13 protein-coding genes are annotated in these 15608 nt (G+C 63.6%); 8 read left to right on the top strand and 5 right to left on the bottom strand.

Annotated elements, in window-relative coordinates; translation table 11 throughout:
- Positions 1-2 precede the first annotated feature (2 nt).
- On the top strand, positions 3-1199 hold the full coding sequence (gene ftsZ / locus ACDI39_RS12025) for a cell division protein FtsZ (RefSeq protein ID WP_225789389.1): 1197 nt from the start codon (positions 3-5) through the stop codon (positions 1197-1199).
- 112 nt (positions 1200-1311) lie between these two features.
- Positions 1312-2223, top strand: coding sequence for a UDP-3-O-acyl-N-acetylglucosamine deacetylase (gene lpxC / locus ACDI39_RS12020; protein WP_070092350.1), 912 nt, complete (start codon positions 1312-1314; stop codon positions 2221-2223).
- Positions 2224-2311: 88 nt separating this feature from the next.
- Here the strand turns inward: lpxC and ACDI39_RS12015 are convergent, their stop codons facing one another.
- Positions 2312-2767: a DUF721 domain-containing protein gene (locus ACDI39_RS12015; protein ID WP_225789388.1), complete on the bottom strand. Its 456-nt coding sequence runs from the start codon at positions 2765-2767 to the stop codon at positions 2312-2314.
- A gap of 398 nt (positions 2768-3165) precedes the next feature.
- Between ACDI39_RS12015 and secA the strand changes: the two genes are divergently transcribed.
- From secA to ACDI39_RS11995, 4 genes are all read left to right on the top strand, one after another.
- Positions 3166-5904: a preprotein translocase subunit SecA gene (gene secA, locus ACDI39_RS12010; protein WP_253081263.1), complete on the top strand. Its 2739-nt coding sequence runs from the start codon at positions 3166-3168 to the stop codon at positions 5902-5904.
- 231 nt (positions 5905-6135) lie between these two features.
- On the top strand, positions 6136-7353 hold the full coding sequence (gene argJ / locus ACDI39_RS12005; RefSeq protein WP_253081756.1) for a bifunctional glutamate N-acetyltransferase/amino-acid acetyltransferase ArgJ: 1218 nt from the start codon (positions 6136-6138) through the stop codon (positions 7351-7353).
- A gap of 146 nt (positions 7354-7499) precedes the next feature.
- Positions 7500-8132, top strand: a complete 633-nt coding sequence (locus ACDI39_RS12000; protein WP_486538743.1) for a glutathione S-transferase family protein — start codon at positions 7500-7502, stop codon at positions 8130-8132.
- A complete protein-coding gene (locus ACDI39_RS11995; protein ID WP_410045317.1) occupies positions 8129-9076 on the top strand; it encodes a Nudix family hydrolase in 948 nt (315 codons plus the stop codon). The genes ACDI39_RS12000 and ACDI39_RS11995 overlap by 4 nt, the downstream gene beginning before the upstream one ends.
- Before the next feature lie 66 nt (positions 9077-9142).
- On the opposite strand, the gene ACDI39_RS11990 is transcribed toward ACDI39_RS11995, so the two are convergent.
- The 4 genes from ACDI39_RS11990 to ACDI39_RS11975 all read right to left on the bottom strand — a co-directional run bounded on the left by ACDI39_RS11990 (position 9143) and on the right by ACDI39_RS11975 (position 13965).
- The gene (locus ACDI39_RS11990) at positions 9143-9988 is read right to left on the bottom strand and encodes a hypothetical protein (RefSeq protein ID WP_225789383.1); all 846 of its coding nucleotides are present in this window, start codon (positions 9986-9988) and stop codon (positions 9143-9145) included.
- Positions 9989-10407: 419 nt separating this feature from the next.
- Positions 10408-10977, bottom strand: coding sequence for a cob(I)yrinic acid a,c-diamide adenosyltransferase (locus tag ACDI39_RS11985; RefSeq protein WP_253081758.1), 570 nt, complete (start codon positions 10975-10977; stop codon positions 10408-10410).
- Position 10978: 1 nt separating this feature from the next.
- Positions 10979-13009 carry an ATP-binding protein gene (locus tag ACDI39_RS11980; RefSeq protein WP_225789381.1) on the bottom strand — a complete coding sequence of 677 codons (2031 nt, stop codon included), beginning with the start codon at positions 13007-13009 and terminating at the stop codon, positions 10979-10981.
- Positions 13010-13044: 35 nt separating this feature from the next.
- The gene (locus ACDI39_RS11975; protein WP_253081759.1) at positions 13045-13965 is read right to left on the bottom strand and encodes a putative 2-dehydropantoate 2-reductase; all 921 of its coding nucleotides are present in this window, start codon (positions 13963-13965) and stop codon (positions 13045-13047) included.
- Between the two features lie 95 nt (positions 13966-14060).
- Here ACDI39_RS11975 and ACDI39_RS11970 point away from each other — a divergent pair, with 95 nt between their 5' ends.
- Complete coding sequence (locus tag ACDI39_RS11970) at positions 14061-14546, top strand: YajQ family cyclic di-GMP-binding protein (RefSeq protein WP_225789379.1); 486 nt, start codon at positions 14061-14063, stop codon at positions 14544-14546.
- Between the two features lie 113 nt (positions 14547-14659).
- Complete coding sequence (locus ACDI39_RS11965; protein WP_225789378.1) at positions 14660-15502, top strand: mechanosensitive ion channel family protein; 843 nt, start codon at positions 14660-14662, stop codon at positions 15500-15502.
- Positions 15503-15608: the final 106 nt, after the last annotated feature.

Here is a 15608-nt window from a genome sequence, read left to right as displayed (position 1 = left end):
AAATGTTCGAGCTCGTAGACAACGTCCCGCAAAGCCCGGTCATCAAAGTGATCGGTGTCGGCGGTGGCGGCGGCAACGCCGTCAACCATATGGTCAAGAGCAACATCGAGGGCGTGGAATTCATCTGCGCCAACACCGATGCCCAGGCGCTGAAGAACATTGGCGCACGCACCATCCTGCAACTGGGTACCGGCGTGACCAAGGGTCTGGGTGCAGGCGCCAATCCGGAAGTCGGTCGCCAGGCCGCGCTGGAAGACCGTGAGCGCATCGCCGAGGTGCTGCAGGGCACCAACATGGTGTTCATCACCACCGGCATGGGTGGCGGTACCGGTACCGGTGCTGCGCCGATCATCGCCGAAGTGGCCAAGGAGATGGGTATCCTCACCGTCGCGGTGGTGACCCGTCCGTTCCCGTTCGAGGGGCGCAAGCGCATGCAGATCGCCGATGAAGGCATCCGCATGCTGGCCGAGAGCGTCGACTCGCTCATCACCATCCCCAACGAGAAGCTGCTGACCATCCTGGGCAAGGATGCCAGCCTGCTGTCCGCCTTCGCCAAGGCCGACGACGTACTGGCCGGCGCCGTGCGTGGCATCTCCGACATCATCAAGCGTCCGGGCATGATCAACGTCGACTTCGCCGACGTGCGCACCGTAATGGGCGAGATGGGCATGGCGATGATGGGTACCGGCTGCGCCAGCGGCCCGAACCGTGCCCGCGAAGCCACCGAGGCGGCGATCCGCAACCCGCTGCTGGAAGACGTCAACCTGCAGGGCGCCCGTGGCATCCTGGTGAACATCACCGCAGGTCCCGACCTGTCCCTGGGCGAATACTCCGACGTGGGCAGCATCATCGAGGCCTTCGCCTCCGACCATGCCATGGTCAAGGTCGGCACCGTGATCGATCCGGACATGCGCGACGAACTGCACGTGACCGTGGTCGCCACTGGCCTGGGCGCGCGCATCGAAAAACCGGTCAAGGTGGTGGACAACACCCTGCAGACCGCAGCCGCTGCCTACGAGGCGTCCAACCCCGCGCCGGCCCGTCCGGAGCAACCAGCGGTGAACTACCGTGACCTGGAGCGTCCGACCGTGATGCGCAACCAGGCCCATGCAGGTGCCGCCGCGGCAGCTAAACTCAACCCACAGGACGATCTGGACTACCTGGATATCCCGGCCTTCCTGCGTCGTCAGGCTGATTGATGAAATTTATCAGGGGTATAAGGGTGATTGGTGTTCAGCAAAGGCCGGGTCTGTTATCATTCCCAGCCTTTGTTGATACCTGTTCGCAATTTGCGCTGAAGCGGCCAATGCCATGATTAGACAACGCACCCTGAAGAATACCATCCGTGCCACAGGTGTCGGCCTGCACTCCGGGGAGAAGGTCTACCTGACCCTCAAGCCAGCGCCTGTGGACACCGGCATCGTCTTCCGCCGTGCCGACCTCGACCCTGTCGTCGAGATCCCGGCTCGCGCGGCCAACGTCGGCGAGACAACCATGTCGACGACGCTGGTCAACGGTGACGTCAAGGTCGATACGGTCGAGCACCTGCTCTCCGCCATGGCGGGCCTGGGCATCGATAACGCCTACGTCGAGCTCTCCGCCTCGGAAGTGCCGATCATGGATGGCAGCGCAGGCCCCTTCGTATTCCTGATTCAATCCGCCGGCCTGGAAGAACAGGACGCCGCCAAGAAGTTCATCCGCATCCTGCGCGAAGTGACGGTGGAGGAGGGCGACAAGCGCGCCACCTTCCTGCCTTTCGACGGGTTCAAGGTGAGCTTCGAGATCGACTTCGATCACCCGGTCCTGCGCAACCGGACCCAGAGCGCCAGCGTCGACTTCTCCAGCACCTCGTTCGTGAAGGAAGTCAGCCGCGCCCGTACCTTCGGGTTCATGCGCGACATCGAGTACCTGCGCAAGCACAATCTTGCGCTGGGCGGCAGTGTGGAAAACGCCATCGTGGTCGATGAGGACGGCGTGCTCAACGAAGACGGCCTTCGTTACGAAGACGAATTCGTCAAGCACAAGATCCTCGACGCCATCGGCGACCTCTACCTGCTGGGCAACAGCCTGATCGGCGAGTTCAAGGGCTACAAGTCCGGGCACGCGCTGAACAACCAGCTGTTGCGCAAGCTCATCGCCGAGAAAGACGCCTGGGAAGTGGTCACCTTCGAAGATGCCAGCACGGCACCGATCTCCTACATGCGCCCTGTCGCGGCCGTGTAAGTTCGAACACTCTCTAGTTCTGAGGCCACCTTCGGGTGGCCTTTTTTACGCCTGATTCTTGGGGGCTGCTGTACGGCCTCAGGGGGCATCACCGCTTATCTCGAGCGTGACTGGCCAACCGCTCCAGGGCCGCGCGCAGTTTGGGGTCGGTAATCCCTTCGGCGGTCTCGCGCAGGCTTTCGGCAGCGTTTTCCGAAAGCTCCGCAGCCTGCCCCGAGTGCCGGGGGGCTCCGACAGGAGGTTGTACCTGGAACCTGATGCGCTGCAGGTTGGCGAACGCCTCGAGCGCCTGCAACTGTCGCTGCAGACGCTTCTGCTGGTAGCGCAGGCGGGTCGCCCAGTGACCGTCGGTGACCACCAGCAGCAAGGTGCCGTCGCGCCAGGACGCCACATGGCAGTGGGCGCGGGCGGCCGGTTGCAGCTGGCTTTCCAGCAGGCGCTGCAGGTGTGCCAGGCGTTCGGCCTGGTTGAGCAGCAGGCGCAAGGGCCTGGCCTGGCGCAGGAGCGCGGACGGTGGCTGGGCGGGTGAGGGTTTGTAGGCCATGGGGGTACGCAGGAGGTTACAAGATCGGCATCTTAACAGAAGCCGGATCTGGTATTGCCCGTGTCGGCCCATCGCGGGAGGGCGTCGATCGCAGATGAGGTGGTTTGCAGGTCCCTGTGGGAGCCGGCGTGCCGACGATGGGCTGGCACAGGCAGCGCAGCCCCGGATTCAGGATGCAAGTCATTCTCGATACGTTTCATCGGGCCGCGCCTTGAACTCGGCGAAAATGCCCTTATGTTAGAAAAGCCCCCGCCAAAGCGCTGTGCCAGCATCGTGGAAATCCACCACTTTCCTCACCATCGTTTCCGGGTAGAATGCTCGTTCGCATGCGGCCCAAGGGCTGCACGGGCGACTCACGGGGCCGCCCTCCATCCCTAAGTGTGGAAGATCCTGCCGATATGTTTGCGCCTTTGTTAAAGAAACTTTTTGGAAGCAAGAACGAGCGTGAAGTCAAACGCATGCTCAAGACGGTGAACATCGTCAATGCCTTCGAAGAGAAGATGGTGGCCCTCTCTGACGAACAGCTGCGGGGCAAGACCGCAGAGTTCAAAGAGCGCCTGGCCAAAGGCGAGACCCTCGACCAACTGCTGCCCGAAGCCTTCGCCGTGGCCCGCGAAGCCGGCAAGCGCGTCATGGGCATGCGTCACTTCGATGTGCAGCTGATCGGTGGCATGACCCTGCACGAGGGCATGATCGCAGAAATGCGCACCGGTGAAGGCAAGACCTTGGTCGCAACCCTGGCCGTGTACCTCAATGCCCTGTCCGGCAAAGGTGTACACGTGGTCACGGTGAACGACTACCTGGCCCGCCGTGACGCCAACTGGATGCGTCCGCTGTACGAATTCCTCGGCCTGAGCGTAGGCGTGGTCTCGCCCTTCCAGCCACCGGAAGAGAAGCGCGCCGCCTACGCCGCCGACATCACCTACGGCACCAACAACGAATTCGGTTTCGACTACCTGCGCGACAACATGGCCTTCAGCCTGGACGAGAAGTACCAGCGCGAGCTGAATTTCGCCGTGATCGACGAAGTCGACTCCATCCTCATCGACGAAGCCCGTACCCCGCTGATCATCTCCGGCCAGGCCGAGGACAGCTCCAAGCTGTACATCGAGATCAACCGCCTGATCCCGCGCCTGAAGCAGCACATCGAGGAGGTCGAGGGCCAGGTCACCCAGGAAGGCCACTTCACCATCGACGAGAAGAGCCGCCAGGTCGAACTGAACGAGGCCGGCCACCAGTACATCGAGGAGATGCTGACCCAGTCCGGCCTGCTGGCCGAGGGCGAGAGCCTCTACTCGGCGCACAACCTGAGCCTGCTGACCCACGTCTACGCCGGCCTGCGCGCCCACAAGCTGTTCCACCGCAACGTCGAGTACATCGTCCAGGACGGCCAGATCCTGCTGATCGACGAGCACACCGGCCGTACCATGCCGGGCCGCCGCCTGTCCGAAGGCCTGCACCAGGCCATCGAGGCCAAGGAAAACCTGAACATCCAGGCCGAGAGCCAGACGCTGGCCTCGACCACCTTCCAGAACTACTTCCGCCTCTACGCCAAGCTCTCCGGCATGACCGGTACCGCCGACACCGAGGCGTTCGAGTTCGCCCAGATCTACAACCTCAACGTGATGGTCATTCCGCCGAACAAGCCGTTGGCGCGCAAGGACTTCAACGACCTGGTGTACCTGACCGCCGACGAGAAGTACGCGGCCATCATCGCCGACATCAAGGAAAGCATGGCCCAGGGCCGTCCGGTCCTGGTCGGTACGGCGACCATCGAGACCTCCGAGCACATGTCCAACCTCCTGAAGAAGGAGGGCATCGACCACAAGGTGCTCAACGCCAAGTACCACGAGAAGGAAGCCGAGATCATCGCCCAGGCCGGTGCCCCGGGTGCGCTGACCATCGCCACCAACATGGCCGGCCGTGGTACCGACATCCTGCTGGGCGGCAACTGGGAGGCCGAGGTGGCCGCCCTGGAGAACCCGACCGACGAGCAGGTGGCGCAGATCAAGGCCGACTGGCAGAAGCGCCACCAGCAGGTGATCGAGGCCGGCGGCCTGCACGTGATCGCCTCCGAGCGCCATGAATCCCGGCGTATCGACAACCAGCTGCGTGGCCGTTCCGGCCGCCAGGGCGACCCGGGCTCCAGCCGTTTCTACCTGTCCCTGGAAGACAGCCTGATGCGCATCTTCGCCTCCGACCGGGTGAAGAACTTCATGAAGGCCCTCGGCATGCAGTCCGGCGAGGCCATCGAGCATCGCATGGTCACCAACGCCATCGAAAAGGCCCAGCGCAAGGTCGAGGGGCGCAACTTCGACATCCGCAAGCAGTTGCTGGAATACGACGACGTGGCCAACGAGCAGCGCAAGGTGATCTACCACATGCGCAACAGCCTGCTGGCCGCAGAGAACATCGGCGAGACCATCGGCGAGTTCCGCAAGGAAGTGCTCGACGCCACCATCAGCCAGCACATCCCGCCGCAGTCGCTGCCCGAGCAGTGGGACGTGGCAGGCCTGGAAGCTGCACTGGCCAGCGACTTCGCCATGAAGCTGCCGATCCAGCAGTGGCTCGACGAGGACGATCACCTCTACGAGGAAACCCTGCGCGAGAAACTGCTCAACGAGATCACCGCCGCCTACACCGAGAAGGAAGACCAGGCGGGCGAAGAAGCCCTGCGTACCTTCGAGAAGCAGATCCTGCTGCGTGTACTGGACGACCTGTGGAAAGACCACCTGTCGACCATGGACCACCTGCGCCACGGTATCCACCTGCGCGGCTATGCGCAGAAGAACCCGAAGCAGGAGTACAAGCGCGAGTCCTTCACCCTGTTCCAGGAACTGCTGGAGTCGATCAAGCGCGACACCATCCGCGTCCTGTCCCACGTCCAGGTCCGTCGCGAGGACCCGGCCGAGGAGGAAGCCCGCCTGCGCCGCGAGGCCGAAGAGCTGGCCCGGCGCATGCAGTTCCAGCACGCCGCCGCCCCAGGCCTGGAAGGCGAGGCGCGACTGCAGGAAGAAGGCGCCGAGGTGGCCGTGGCGGCAGCGCCGGTGCGCAATGAACAGAAGCTGGGCCGCAACGAGCCGTGCTGGTGCGGTTCGGGCAAGAAGTTCAAGCATTGCCACGGGCAGATCGAATGATCGGGCCGAGGGTGCCTGCACGATGATTCCTGGGGGCCGCTTTGCGGCCCTTTCGCGACACAAGGCCGCTCCCACACCATCAGCGCTGCTTTTCAGCCGAGCGCTGTGCCTGTGGGAGCGGCCTTGTGTCGAGAAGGGCTGCAAAGCAGCTCCGCTCTTCCCTCACATGGCTGGCCGACATTAAGATCGTCCACGTCGTATACCCCCACTGTTTTCCCTAGGAGCGCTTACATGGCTGTTGGTCTTGGTCCTTTGCCCACCCTGCACCCGGTTCCCGGTTTCGAACTCGGCATCGCTTCGGCGGGCATCAAGCGCCCAGGGCGCAAGGACGTGGTAGTGATGCGCTGTGCCGAAGGCTCCAGCGTCGCCGGGGTCTTCACCCTCAACGCCTTCTGCGCCGCACCGGTGATCCTGTCCAAGCAACGGGTCCAGGGCACCGTGCGCTACCTGCTGACCAACACCGGCAACGCCAACGCCGGCACTGGCGCCCCTGGTCTGGCCGCCGCCGAGCGTACCTGCGCCAAGCTGGCCGAACTGGCCGGTGTCGATGCCAGTTCGGTGCTGCCATTCTCCACCGGCGTGATCGGCGAGCCGCTGCCGGTCGAGAAGATCGAGGGCGCGCTGCAGGCCGCCCTGGACGACCTGTCGGAGAACAACTGGGCTGAAGCCGCCACCGGCATCATGACCACCGACACCCTGCCCAAGGGTGCCAGTCGTCAGTTCCAGCACGACGGCGTCACCGTCACCGTCACCGGCATCAGCAAGGGCGCCGGGATGATCCGCCCGAACATGGCCACCATGCTCGGCTACATCGCCACCGACGCCAAGGTCGCCCCGGTGGTGCTCAAGGACCTGCTGCTCGACGGCGCCAACAAGTCCTTCAACCGCATCACCATCGATGGCGACACCTCGACCAACGACTGCTGCATGCTGATCGCCACCGGCAAGGCCGACCTCCCAGAGGTCACCGAAGCCAGCGGTGCACTGTTCGAAGCCTTGAAAAAGGCGGTATTCGAAGTCTGCATGGAGGTGGCGCAGGCGATCGTCCGAGACGGCGAAGGCGCGACCAAGTTCGTCACCGTGCAGGTCAACGGCGGCGGTACCCACCAGGAGTGCCTGGATGTCGGCTATGCCGTGGCCCACTCGCCGCTGATCAAGACCGCGCTGTTCGCCTCCGATCCCAACTGGGGCCGTATCCTCGCGGCGGTCGGCCGTGCCGGCGTGCCGGCGCTGGACGTCAGCCTGATCGACGTGTACCTCGATGACGTGTGCATCGCCAGCAAGGGCGGCCGCAGCCCGGGCTATACCGAAGAGCAGGGCGCCAAGGTGATGGCCCAGGAAGAAATCACCATTCGTATCGAGCTGGGCCGTGGCCAATGCAGCGAAACCATCTGGACCACCGACCTGTCCCACGAGTACGTGAAGATCAACGCCGAATACCGGACCTGATCGACTGATACGCAAAAGGGGCCGCAGCGCGGCCCCTTCGCGACCGAGGCCACTCCCACAGGTGTGCCCCAGTGCCTGGAGGAGTGGCCTTGTGCTGCGATGGGCTGCGACGCGGCCCGGACGTTCAAACCCAATGGAGCCGAACCATGAGCTATCACCTGATCATCGGCGACAAGCTGTATTCTTCCTGGTCGCTGCGCGGCGCCCTGGCCCTCGAGCTGGCTGGCGTGCCCTATGAAGAAACGCTGATCAAACTCAACCAGCCCGACACCCGCAAGCGCATCCTGGCCTTCTCGGCCACGGGCAAGGTGCCACTACTCAAGACCGAGCACGGCATCATCGCCGACTCCCTGGCCATCGCCGAGTACCTGGCCGAGCGCCATCTCGAGGCCCAGCTATGGCCGGCCGACATCGCCGCCCGGGCCCAAGCACGTTCGGCCTGTGCACAGATGCACAGCGGCTTCGTCGCCTTGCGTGGCGCCATGCCGTTCGACCTGTCCCGCGACCAGGCGCTGGAAAGCGTTCCGCTGGAGGTGCAGGTAGACATCGACCGCATCGTCGCGCTGTGGTCCGAATGCCGCCTGGCAGCCAAGGACAGCGGCCCGTTCCTGTTCGGCAAGCCGACCTTGGCCGATGCATTCTTCGCACCGGTGGCCGTGCGCTTGCGCACCTACCGTGTTGAAGTGCCGGCAGAAGCGGCTGCCTATATCGAGACCCTCTACCAGTGGCCGGCTTTCCAGGCCTGGCAGAAGGCTGGCCTGGCGGAGCGTGAAGGGTGAAGCGGATCCATGTCGTTGCAGCGGTAATTCGTGGCGCTGATGGGCGCATCCTCATTGCCCGCCGAGCCGATACCCAGCACCAGGGCGGCCTGTGGGAGTTCCCGGGTGGCAAGGTGGAGGAGGGCGAGGGCGTCGAAGCTGCGCTGGCCCGTGAGTTGCGCGAGGAATTGGGCATCGAGGTGAGCTGCTCGCGGCCGCTGATCAAGGTCAGCCATGACTATGCGGACAAGCAGGTCCTGCTGGATGTGCGTGAGGTCGACACCTTCGTCGGCGAGCCCCATGGCGTCGAGGGGCAGCCCCTGGCCTGGGTGGCGCCACGGGATCTTGGGCAGTATGACTTCCCCGAGGCCAACAGGCCGATCGTCGCTGCTGCACGCCTGCCCGACCAGTACCTGATCACCCCGGATGGCCTGGAGGTGCCGCAGTTGCTGCGCGGTATACAGAAGGCCGTCGCCAGCGGTATCCGGCTGATACAGTTGCGGGCGCCGGACATGTACGACCCCAAGTACCGCGACGTGGCGGTGGATGCGGTCGGCTTGTGCGCAGGCAAGGCCCAACTGATGCTCAAGGGGCCGTTGGAGTGGCTGGGCGACTTTCCATCGGCCGGCTGGCACCTGACGTCTGCCCAGTTGCGCAAGTACGCGGCCAATGGCCGGCCCTTCCCCCAGGCGCGCTGGTTGGCGGCGTCCTGCCACAGTGCCGAGGAACTGGCCCTGGCCGAGCAGATGGGGGTGGACTTCGTCACCTTATCGCCCGTGCAAGCGACCCAGACCCACCCCGAGGCCCCCCCCCTGGGCTGGGATGAGGCGCAGCGCTTGATCGCAGGCTTCAACCAGCCGGTATTTTTACTGGGTGGGGTTGGGCCGGATGAGCGGGCGCGGGCCTGGGAGGTTGGTGCGCAAGGTGTTGCTGGCATTCGCGCGTTCTGGCCTGAGCGCTCCTGAAGGTAATCAGCCTGACATCGTGCATGTGGGTGTCAGGCTGTTGGCCGGTGTTGGGGGCGAGCCTTCCTATATTGGGGCGGCGGGGCTCTGGACCTTGAATAGCCGGCATACGACGTACCAGCACAGGGCGCTAAGCAGGTTGTACGGCCACAGCACTAGCCACAAGGGCAGTAGCCAGTTTTTCTTACCTTGCATTTCACCGGGCTCCCCTGTTCGCCAAGGAGCATAGTGGCGCCAGGCTTGTTTGGGCGTCAGGCAGATCGTATTCAGCGGTATCCGCCACCAGTCTGGCTCATTCGGTGGGGGGAGTTTGTCGGGGCCATGAGCCATGAACTGACAGATGTATGCCCAGACTTCGTGGGCATAGAGTGGGTTGCACTCACTGGGGTGATTGCTCGGGAACCACAATGCGTTATTGGGATTGATAGCGCCGTGCTCGGGGCGCTCCGCGATCGCTAAGGCATAATTGATACTGAATGAGCTACCTGCAAATTCTGTTTTCTGCAGGAATCCACCGACGCATTTGTTCCAGTCAAAGGTCAGCAACGTCTTGTTTCGTTTGTAAATGATGGTTTTTGTGTGGCGGTCGAAATAGAGGTGGGAAAGCCTATTTATCAAAAATATTCGGTACACCAAGAAAGGGGTTGCAAAAAGTGGGGTTATGATTATTAAGGCTGCGTCGAGTATGTTGAAGTGCGCTCGGGTCCAAATATGAGAGTCTGCCCACAGGAAGGCTTGTAATATAATCGTTAGCACCGTTGTCGAGGTGTACATTTTTCCCATGAACACGGAGTCAGGCGTCCATGGGTTTCTCAGGCAAAGAAACCGGCTGTCCATGCTCACTAATTGATCACTTATCGCAGGGTTGACAGGCGAGTTTTGTTGACGGGAGAACATCCATGTAATGTTCATTCATGCGGTCTCACAGATAACTGAGCTGTGGCTATGCTGCTCTCGCTAACGCCTTGGTTTGGGAAATAATTGACATCCAGAAAAATAGCCGATCCACGGGGGAGATCTGTTTTAAAGTGGAGAACCAATCCTCCTGAAGTAAGGTAGCAGGTAGGCTCGACAGATAGCGTCTCAATGGTGTCGGATAACCTGTTGCGATGGCTTAAACGCGCTGACCATCTACTTTGTCCAAGTATGAATCCACTAAGAAACGCAGTGATTTCTCCAACGATGCTGAAATGAGGCATGGAAGACTCCTTGTCCCGCTGTCTCCTTCATTCGAAGTTGAAGTCTTGTGCGCGGGACAAGAAGCTTAATGATGGGCTTATGGTGAATCTTCCCCTGAGCTTCCTAACGTTGCGTAGGAAGTTTCTCTAATTTCAACGAATCGCCGGTTTTTCACGTGCCTGCCACAACACCTCGGCCACCCCCTGCCGCCGCCCGATGATCCGTGCGGCCACGAAGAGCAAGTCCGACAACCGGTTGATGTAGGCCAGGCCAACCCCTTCCAGCGGCTCGATGGCATTGAGCTGCTGGCAGCGCCGCTCCGCGCTGCGTGCCTGGCTGCGGCAGACATGGGCCTGGGCCACCAGTGCCGAGCCGCTGGGCAGGATGAAGTTCTTCAACGGCCCCAGCTCCTCGTTCCAGCGGTCGATGGCCGCCTCCAGTCGTTCCACCTCGGCCTGGTCCAGGGCCTGGTAGCTCGGCATCGCCAGTTCTCCGCCGAGGTCGAACAGCCGGTGCTGGCAGGGCGCCAGGACCTCGGTCAGCTCCTCCAGCCCGTGTTCGGCCAGGCCTGCCAGCAGCAGGCCGAGCTGGCTGTTGAGGCTGTCGACCTCGCCGATCGCCTCGATCCGTGGATGGTCCTTGGGGACCCGGCGGCCGTCGCCCAGGCCGGTCTCGCCCTTGTCGCCGGTGCGTGTGTAGATTTTCGACAGGCGGTAGCCCATGTCATGCCTCCGTCTTGGCCGGCGCCGCCGGCGCGGGCTGGCTCAGGGGCAGGCGCAGGGTGAAACAGGTCCCCTGGCCAGGTGCGGAGTGCACCTCCATCTGCCCCTTGTGGTTGTTGGTGATGATGAAGTACGAGACCGACAGGCCAAGCCCGGTGCCCTGGCCGATCTCTTTGGTGGTGAAGAACGGCTCGAAGGTCCGCTTGCGCACGCCCTCGGGCATGCCGATGCCGTTGTCCTCGACCTGGATTTCCGCCCAGGGCGGGTTGAGCCGGGTGCGCAGGATGATCCGTCCCGGCTCGCAGGGCTGCGGGCGCAGGTGAATGGCCTGGGCGGCGTTCTTCAGCAGGTTCAGCAGCACCTGTTCCAGTTCGTTGGCCGTGCAGGGCACCGGCCCCAGGTTGGGGTCGAACTGGCGGACGATGTGCTGGCCCTTGAAGTCGAAGCCGATGGTCAGGTCGAAGTCGTTGCCGGCGATCTCCACCGCCTGGTCGATCAGCGCCGGCAGGTCGCAGGGCACCAACTGGCGGTTGCTGCGGCGGCTGAAGCTGAGCATGTGGGTGACGATCTTCGCCGCCCGTGCGCCGGCCTGCTGGATGCCGTCGAGCAGTTGCGGCACCTCGCGGCTTTCCAGGTAGCGGTTGACGCCGTCCAGGTCGACGCCGAGCTCCTCGGCCTGCGCTTGGTTGCGCGCCAGATCCGGTGACAGGCGCCGGCGGATGTTCTGCACATTGTGCAGGATGGCGCCCAGCGGGTTGTTGATCTCGTGAGCCATGCCGGCGGCCAGCCCGCCGACCGACAGCATCTTCTCCGACTGCACCATCATTTCTTCCAGCGACAGGCGCTGGGTGATGTCGTCGATGCGGATCACCACGCCGCGCCCGCCACCACCCATCAGGGGGTAGAAGGTCAGGGCATAGTGGCGTACATCGTCGCCCTTGGGCCAGGTGACCCGCTCGATCTTCGCCACCCGATGCTTCTCCACGCTTTCCTTGAGCTGTGGCAGGAACGGCTTGAGCGGCTCGAAGGCGATGAAGATTGGCTGGTTCAACGCTTCGTCCAGCGGAGTGCCGGAAAGCACCGTGGCTTCGTGGTTCCACTGGGTCACGTAGAGCTGTTCGTCCAGGGCGATCAAGGCCGAGGGCATCGAGTCGATGATGCTGTTGAGGTAGTTCTGGAAGCCTGTGAGTTTCTTCTCGATCTTGCTGCGCACCTGGACTTCCAGTTCCAGCTTGCGGTTGGTGTGGCGGGTTTCCTCGGCCAGGCCCTGGGCTTGGTCGTAGGCCATCTGGAACTCGTCACGGGCATTCTTGAGCTGTTGCTCGCGGGCCTCGATGCGCGAAAGCATGGTGTTGAAGGCCTCGGCCAGGCTACCGATCTCGTCGTCATTGCCACGCTGGGCGCGCAGGGCGTAGCTCTCTTCGCGGGTGACCTGGCGGCTCAGCTCCTCCAACTGATTGATCGGCTGGGTGATCAGGCGCTTGATCTGCCGGGCGATGAGCAGCCACAGCAGCACGCTGAACACCAGGATCGCCAGGCTGGCGGTCAGGGTGCCGGTGTAGAAGGCCGTCGGCAGTTCGCTGCTGGCCACCAGCAGCAGGTGCGCCGGCGGGCTGCCGGCACGGGGCAGGCGAATCAGTTGGGTATTGCGAAACTCCATCAGGCGCCAGCCGTCGATGTTGCGATAGCGCTTGGGCAGGGCCAGGGGCTCGCCGTGCTGCAACTGCGCGAGCATGCGCCCGTCGCTGGCATAGAGCGCGGCGGCGCGCAGGGGAGAGTAGCTGTCGAGCTCCTTGAGCAGCGCCGTGGCGGCCTCTGGCGAGTCGCCGGCGCGCGCCGAGAGCTGCGGGTTGGACACCAGGCGGCCGATGGTCTGCAGGGCCTGGGGCGCCATGCTTTCCTGGGTGATCCAGTAGGCGGCGCTGATGAACGCCAGGTTGGCCACCAGCAGGATAGTGACCAGCAGCACCAGCAGGGCTGCCAGCAGTTTCTGTCCGACTGGGAGGTTTTCCAGGCGTTGGCGCAGGGTCATGGGCGAGGCAATGTCCACTCGTTGAAGAGGCGGCGTCAGTCGCTGGGCAGGCCGCGGGCCTGCAGTCTATCGACCAGACTCCGGTGCAGGTGTTCCAGGTGCGGTACGGCCAGGCCGTGGCGGGTTGCCGCCCGGCAAGCGTGGCCGAGCAGGTAGTGCACCTCGGTGCGGCGGCCATGGCGCACGTCCTGGTACATGGAAGAGTAGTTGGCCGCGGTGGCCAGGATCACCCGCTGCACTTCCTCGTCCAGGTCTTCGGCGGCCTGGGGCTGGCCGCAGCGGCGCAGCAGTGCCTTCAGTTCCGTGCACAGTGTGTCGACCTCGCCGAGGTGTTCCAACAGGCCGCCATTGTGGCAGTCGTGGAGCACGGTGAGGGGATTGATCGCACAGTTGAGGGCCAGCTTGCGCCACAGGCGCGGGAGGATGTCGACCGTCCACTGGGCCGCAATGCCCGCATCCTGCAGGTCGTCGAACCACTCCGGTACGCCGGGGTTGAGCGGGTCGCCCAGCCAGTTGAAGCCGTGGCCGGCGAAGCGCACCCGCCAGTCCGCCTCGCGGAAGGCGCCCTCGGTGCTGGAGGCGAAGATGCAACGGGCGTGCGGCACCTGCTCGGCGACTTCGTCCTGGCTGCCCAGGCCGTTCTGTAGCAGCACCAGTTCGGCGCCCTCGGCCAGGCGCGGCGCCAGGCGCGCCACTGCCGGTGCGGCGTCGTAGGCCTTGCACGCCACCAGCAGGCGATGGATCGGCCCGCCGGTGGCCGCGTCGGTCTCGGCGGGGATCGCATAGTGACTGGCCTGGTCGTGCTCGACCAGGGTGAGGCCACCGGCCGCCTGGTACGCCGCCAGGCGACGCTCGTCGCGCAGGATCAGGCGGACCGCCTTGCCGGCGCGGGCCAGCCGGCAGGCCCAGAGGCTGCCGAGGCTACCGGCGCCGAGAATATGCCAGGTGCTGCTCATCTGTGTTTCGCAACCCGTTATAATGTGCCCGCATTTTAACCGTCTGACCCGGCGCGCGCCCCTACCGAGCGCGCTTTTATTTTTGGAGAACAACCATGCCTTCGTTCGACGTGGTATCGGAACTGGACAAGCACGAAGTCACCAACGCTGTGGAAAACGCGGTGAAGGAACTGGACCGTCGCTACGACCTCAAGGGCAAGGGCAGCTTCGAGTTCAAGGACAAGGAGCAGACCGTGCTGCTGACCGCCGAGGCGGACTTCCAGCTCGAGGCGATGATCGAGATCCTGCGCCTGGCCCTGGTCAAGCGCAAGATCGACGTCAAGTGCCTGGAGGTCAAGGACGCCTATGCCTCGGGCAAGGAAATGAAGCAAGAGGCCAAGTTCCGCGAAGGTATCGACAAGGACCTGGCCAAGAAGATCGTCGCCACCATCAAGGACGCCAAGCTCAAGGTCCAGGCGGCCATCCAGGGCGAGCAGGTGCGCGTCACCGGCAAGAAACGCGACGACCTGCAGGAAGCCATCGCGCTGCTGCGCACCAAGGAGTTCGACATGCCGCTGCAGTTCAACAACTTCCGCGACTGACCGGCAGGCGGCCAGGAACCCTGATGGCGCCGTGATGTCCATCGCTTCCATGGCCGCTGAAATCCTCGCGGCCTGCTTATCGTGTACTTGCCGTTCGGCATCAGGAGATGAATATGGATTTGAACGCTGAAGTCGATCAGCTGGTCCGTCAATCGCAGACCTGGGTTCCCTTGATCATGGAGTACGGCAGCCGCGTGCTGCTGGCGCTGCTGACGCTCGCCGTCGGCTGGTGGATCGTCAACAAGGTCAGTGCCCGCCTGGGCGCGCTGGTCGGCATGCGCCATGGCGACGCGGCCTTGCAGAGCTTCATCAGTTCCCTGGCCAACATCGTGCTCAAGGTGCTGCTGTTCGTCAGCGTGGCCTCGATGATCGGTATCGAGACCACCTCGTTCGTCGCTGCCATCGGTGCGGCGGGCCTGGCCATCGGCCTGGCCTTGCAGGGCAGCCTGGCGAACTTCGCCGGCGGCGTGCTGATCCTGCTGTTCCGTCCGTTCCGCCTGGGCGACTGGATCGAGGCCCAGGGCGTCAGCGGTACCGTCGACAGCATCCAGATCTTCCACACCGTGCTGCGCACCGGTGACAACAAGACGGTCATCGTGCCCAACGGCAGCTTGTCCAACGGCATCATCACCAACTACAACCGCCAGCCCACCCGCCAGGTGATATTCAATGTCGGCGTCGATTACGATGCCGACCTGCAGAAGGCCCGCGAGGTGTTGCTGGAGCTGGCCAAGGACCCGCGTGTGCTGCCTGATCCGGCGCCGGCGGCGGTGGTGTCCGAGCTGGGCGACAGCTCGATCACCGTTTCGTTGCGTATCTGGGTCAAGACCCCGGACTACTGGAGCGTGATGTTCATGCTCAACGAGCAGGCCCGCGACCGGCTCAAGACTGTGGGAATCGACATCCCGTTCCCGCAGCGGGTGATCCGCGTGGTGCAGGAGGCTGCCGTGTCGTAAGGGCCTTCGAAGGTCCGCTGAACAGCCGGGGCCGCTACGCGCCCCTTGGCAGGCAAGCCCGCTTCTACAGAGGCCGAGTCGATCACACGATGTGATGTGCACGGCC

Source organism: Pseudomonas sp. Tun-23181, from assembly GCF_057415455.1.
This window is presented reverse-complemented; position numbering and strand designations above follow the sequence as displayed.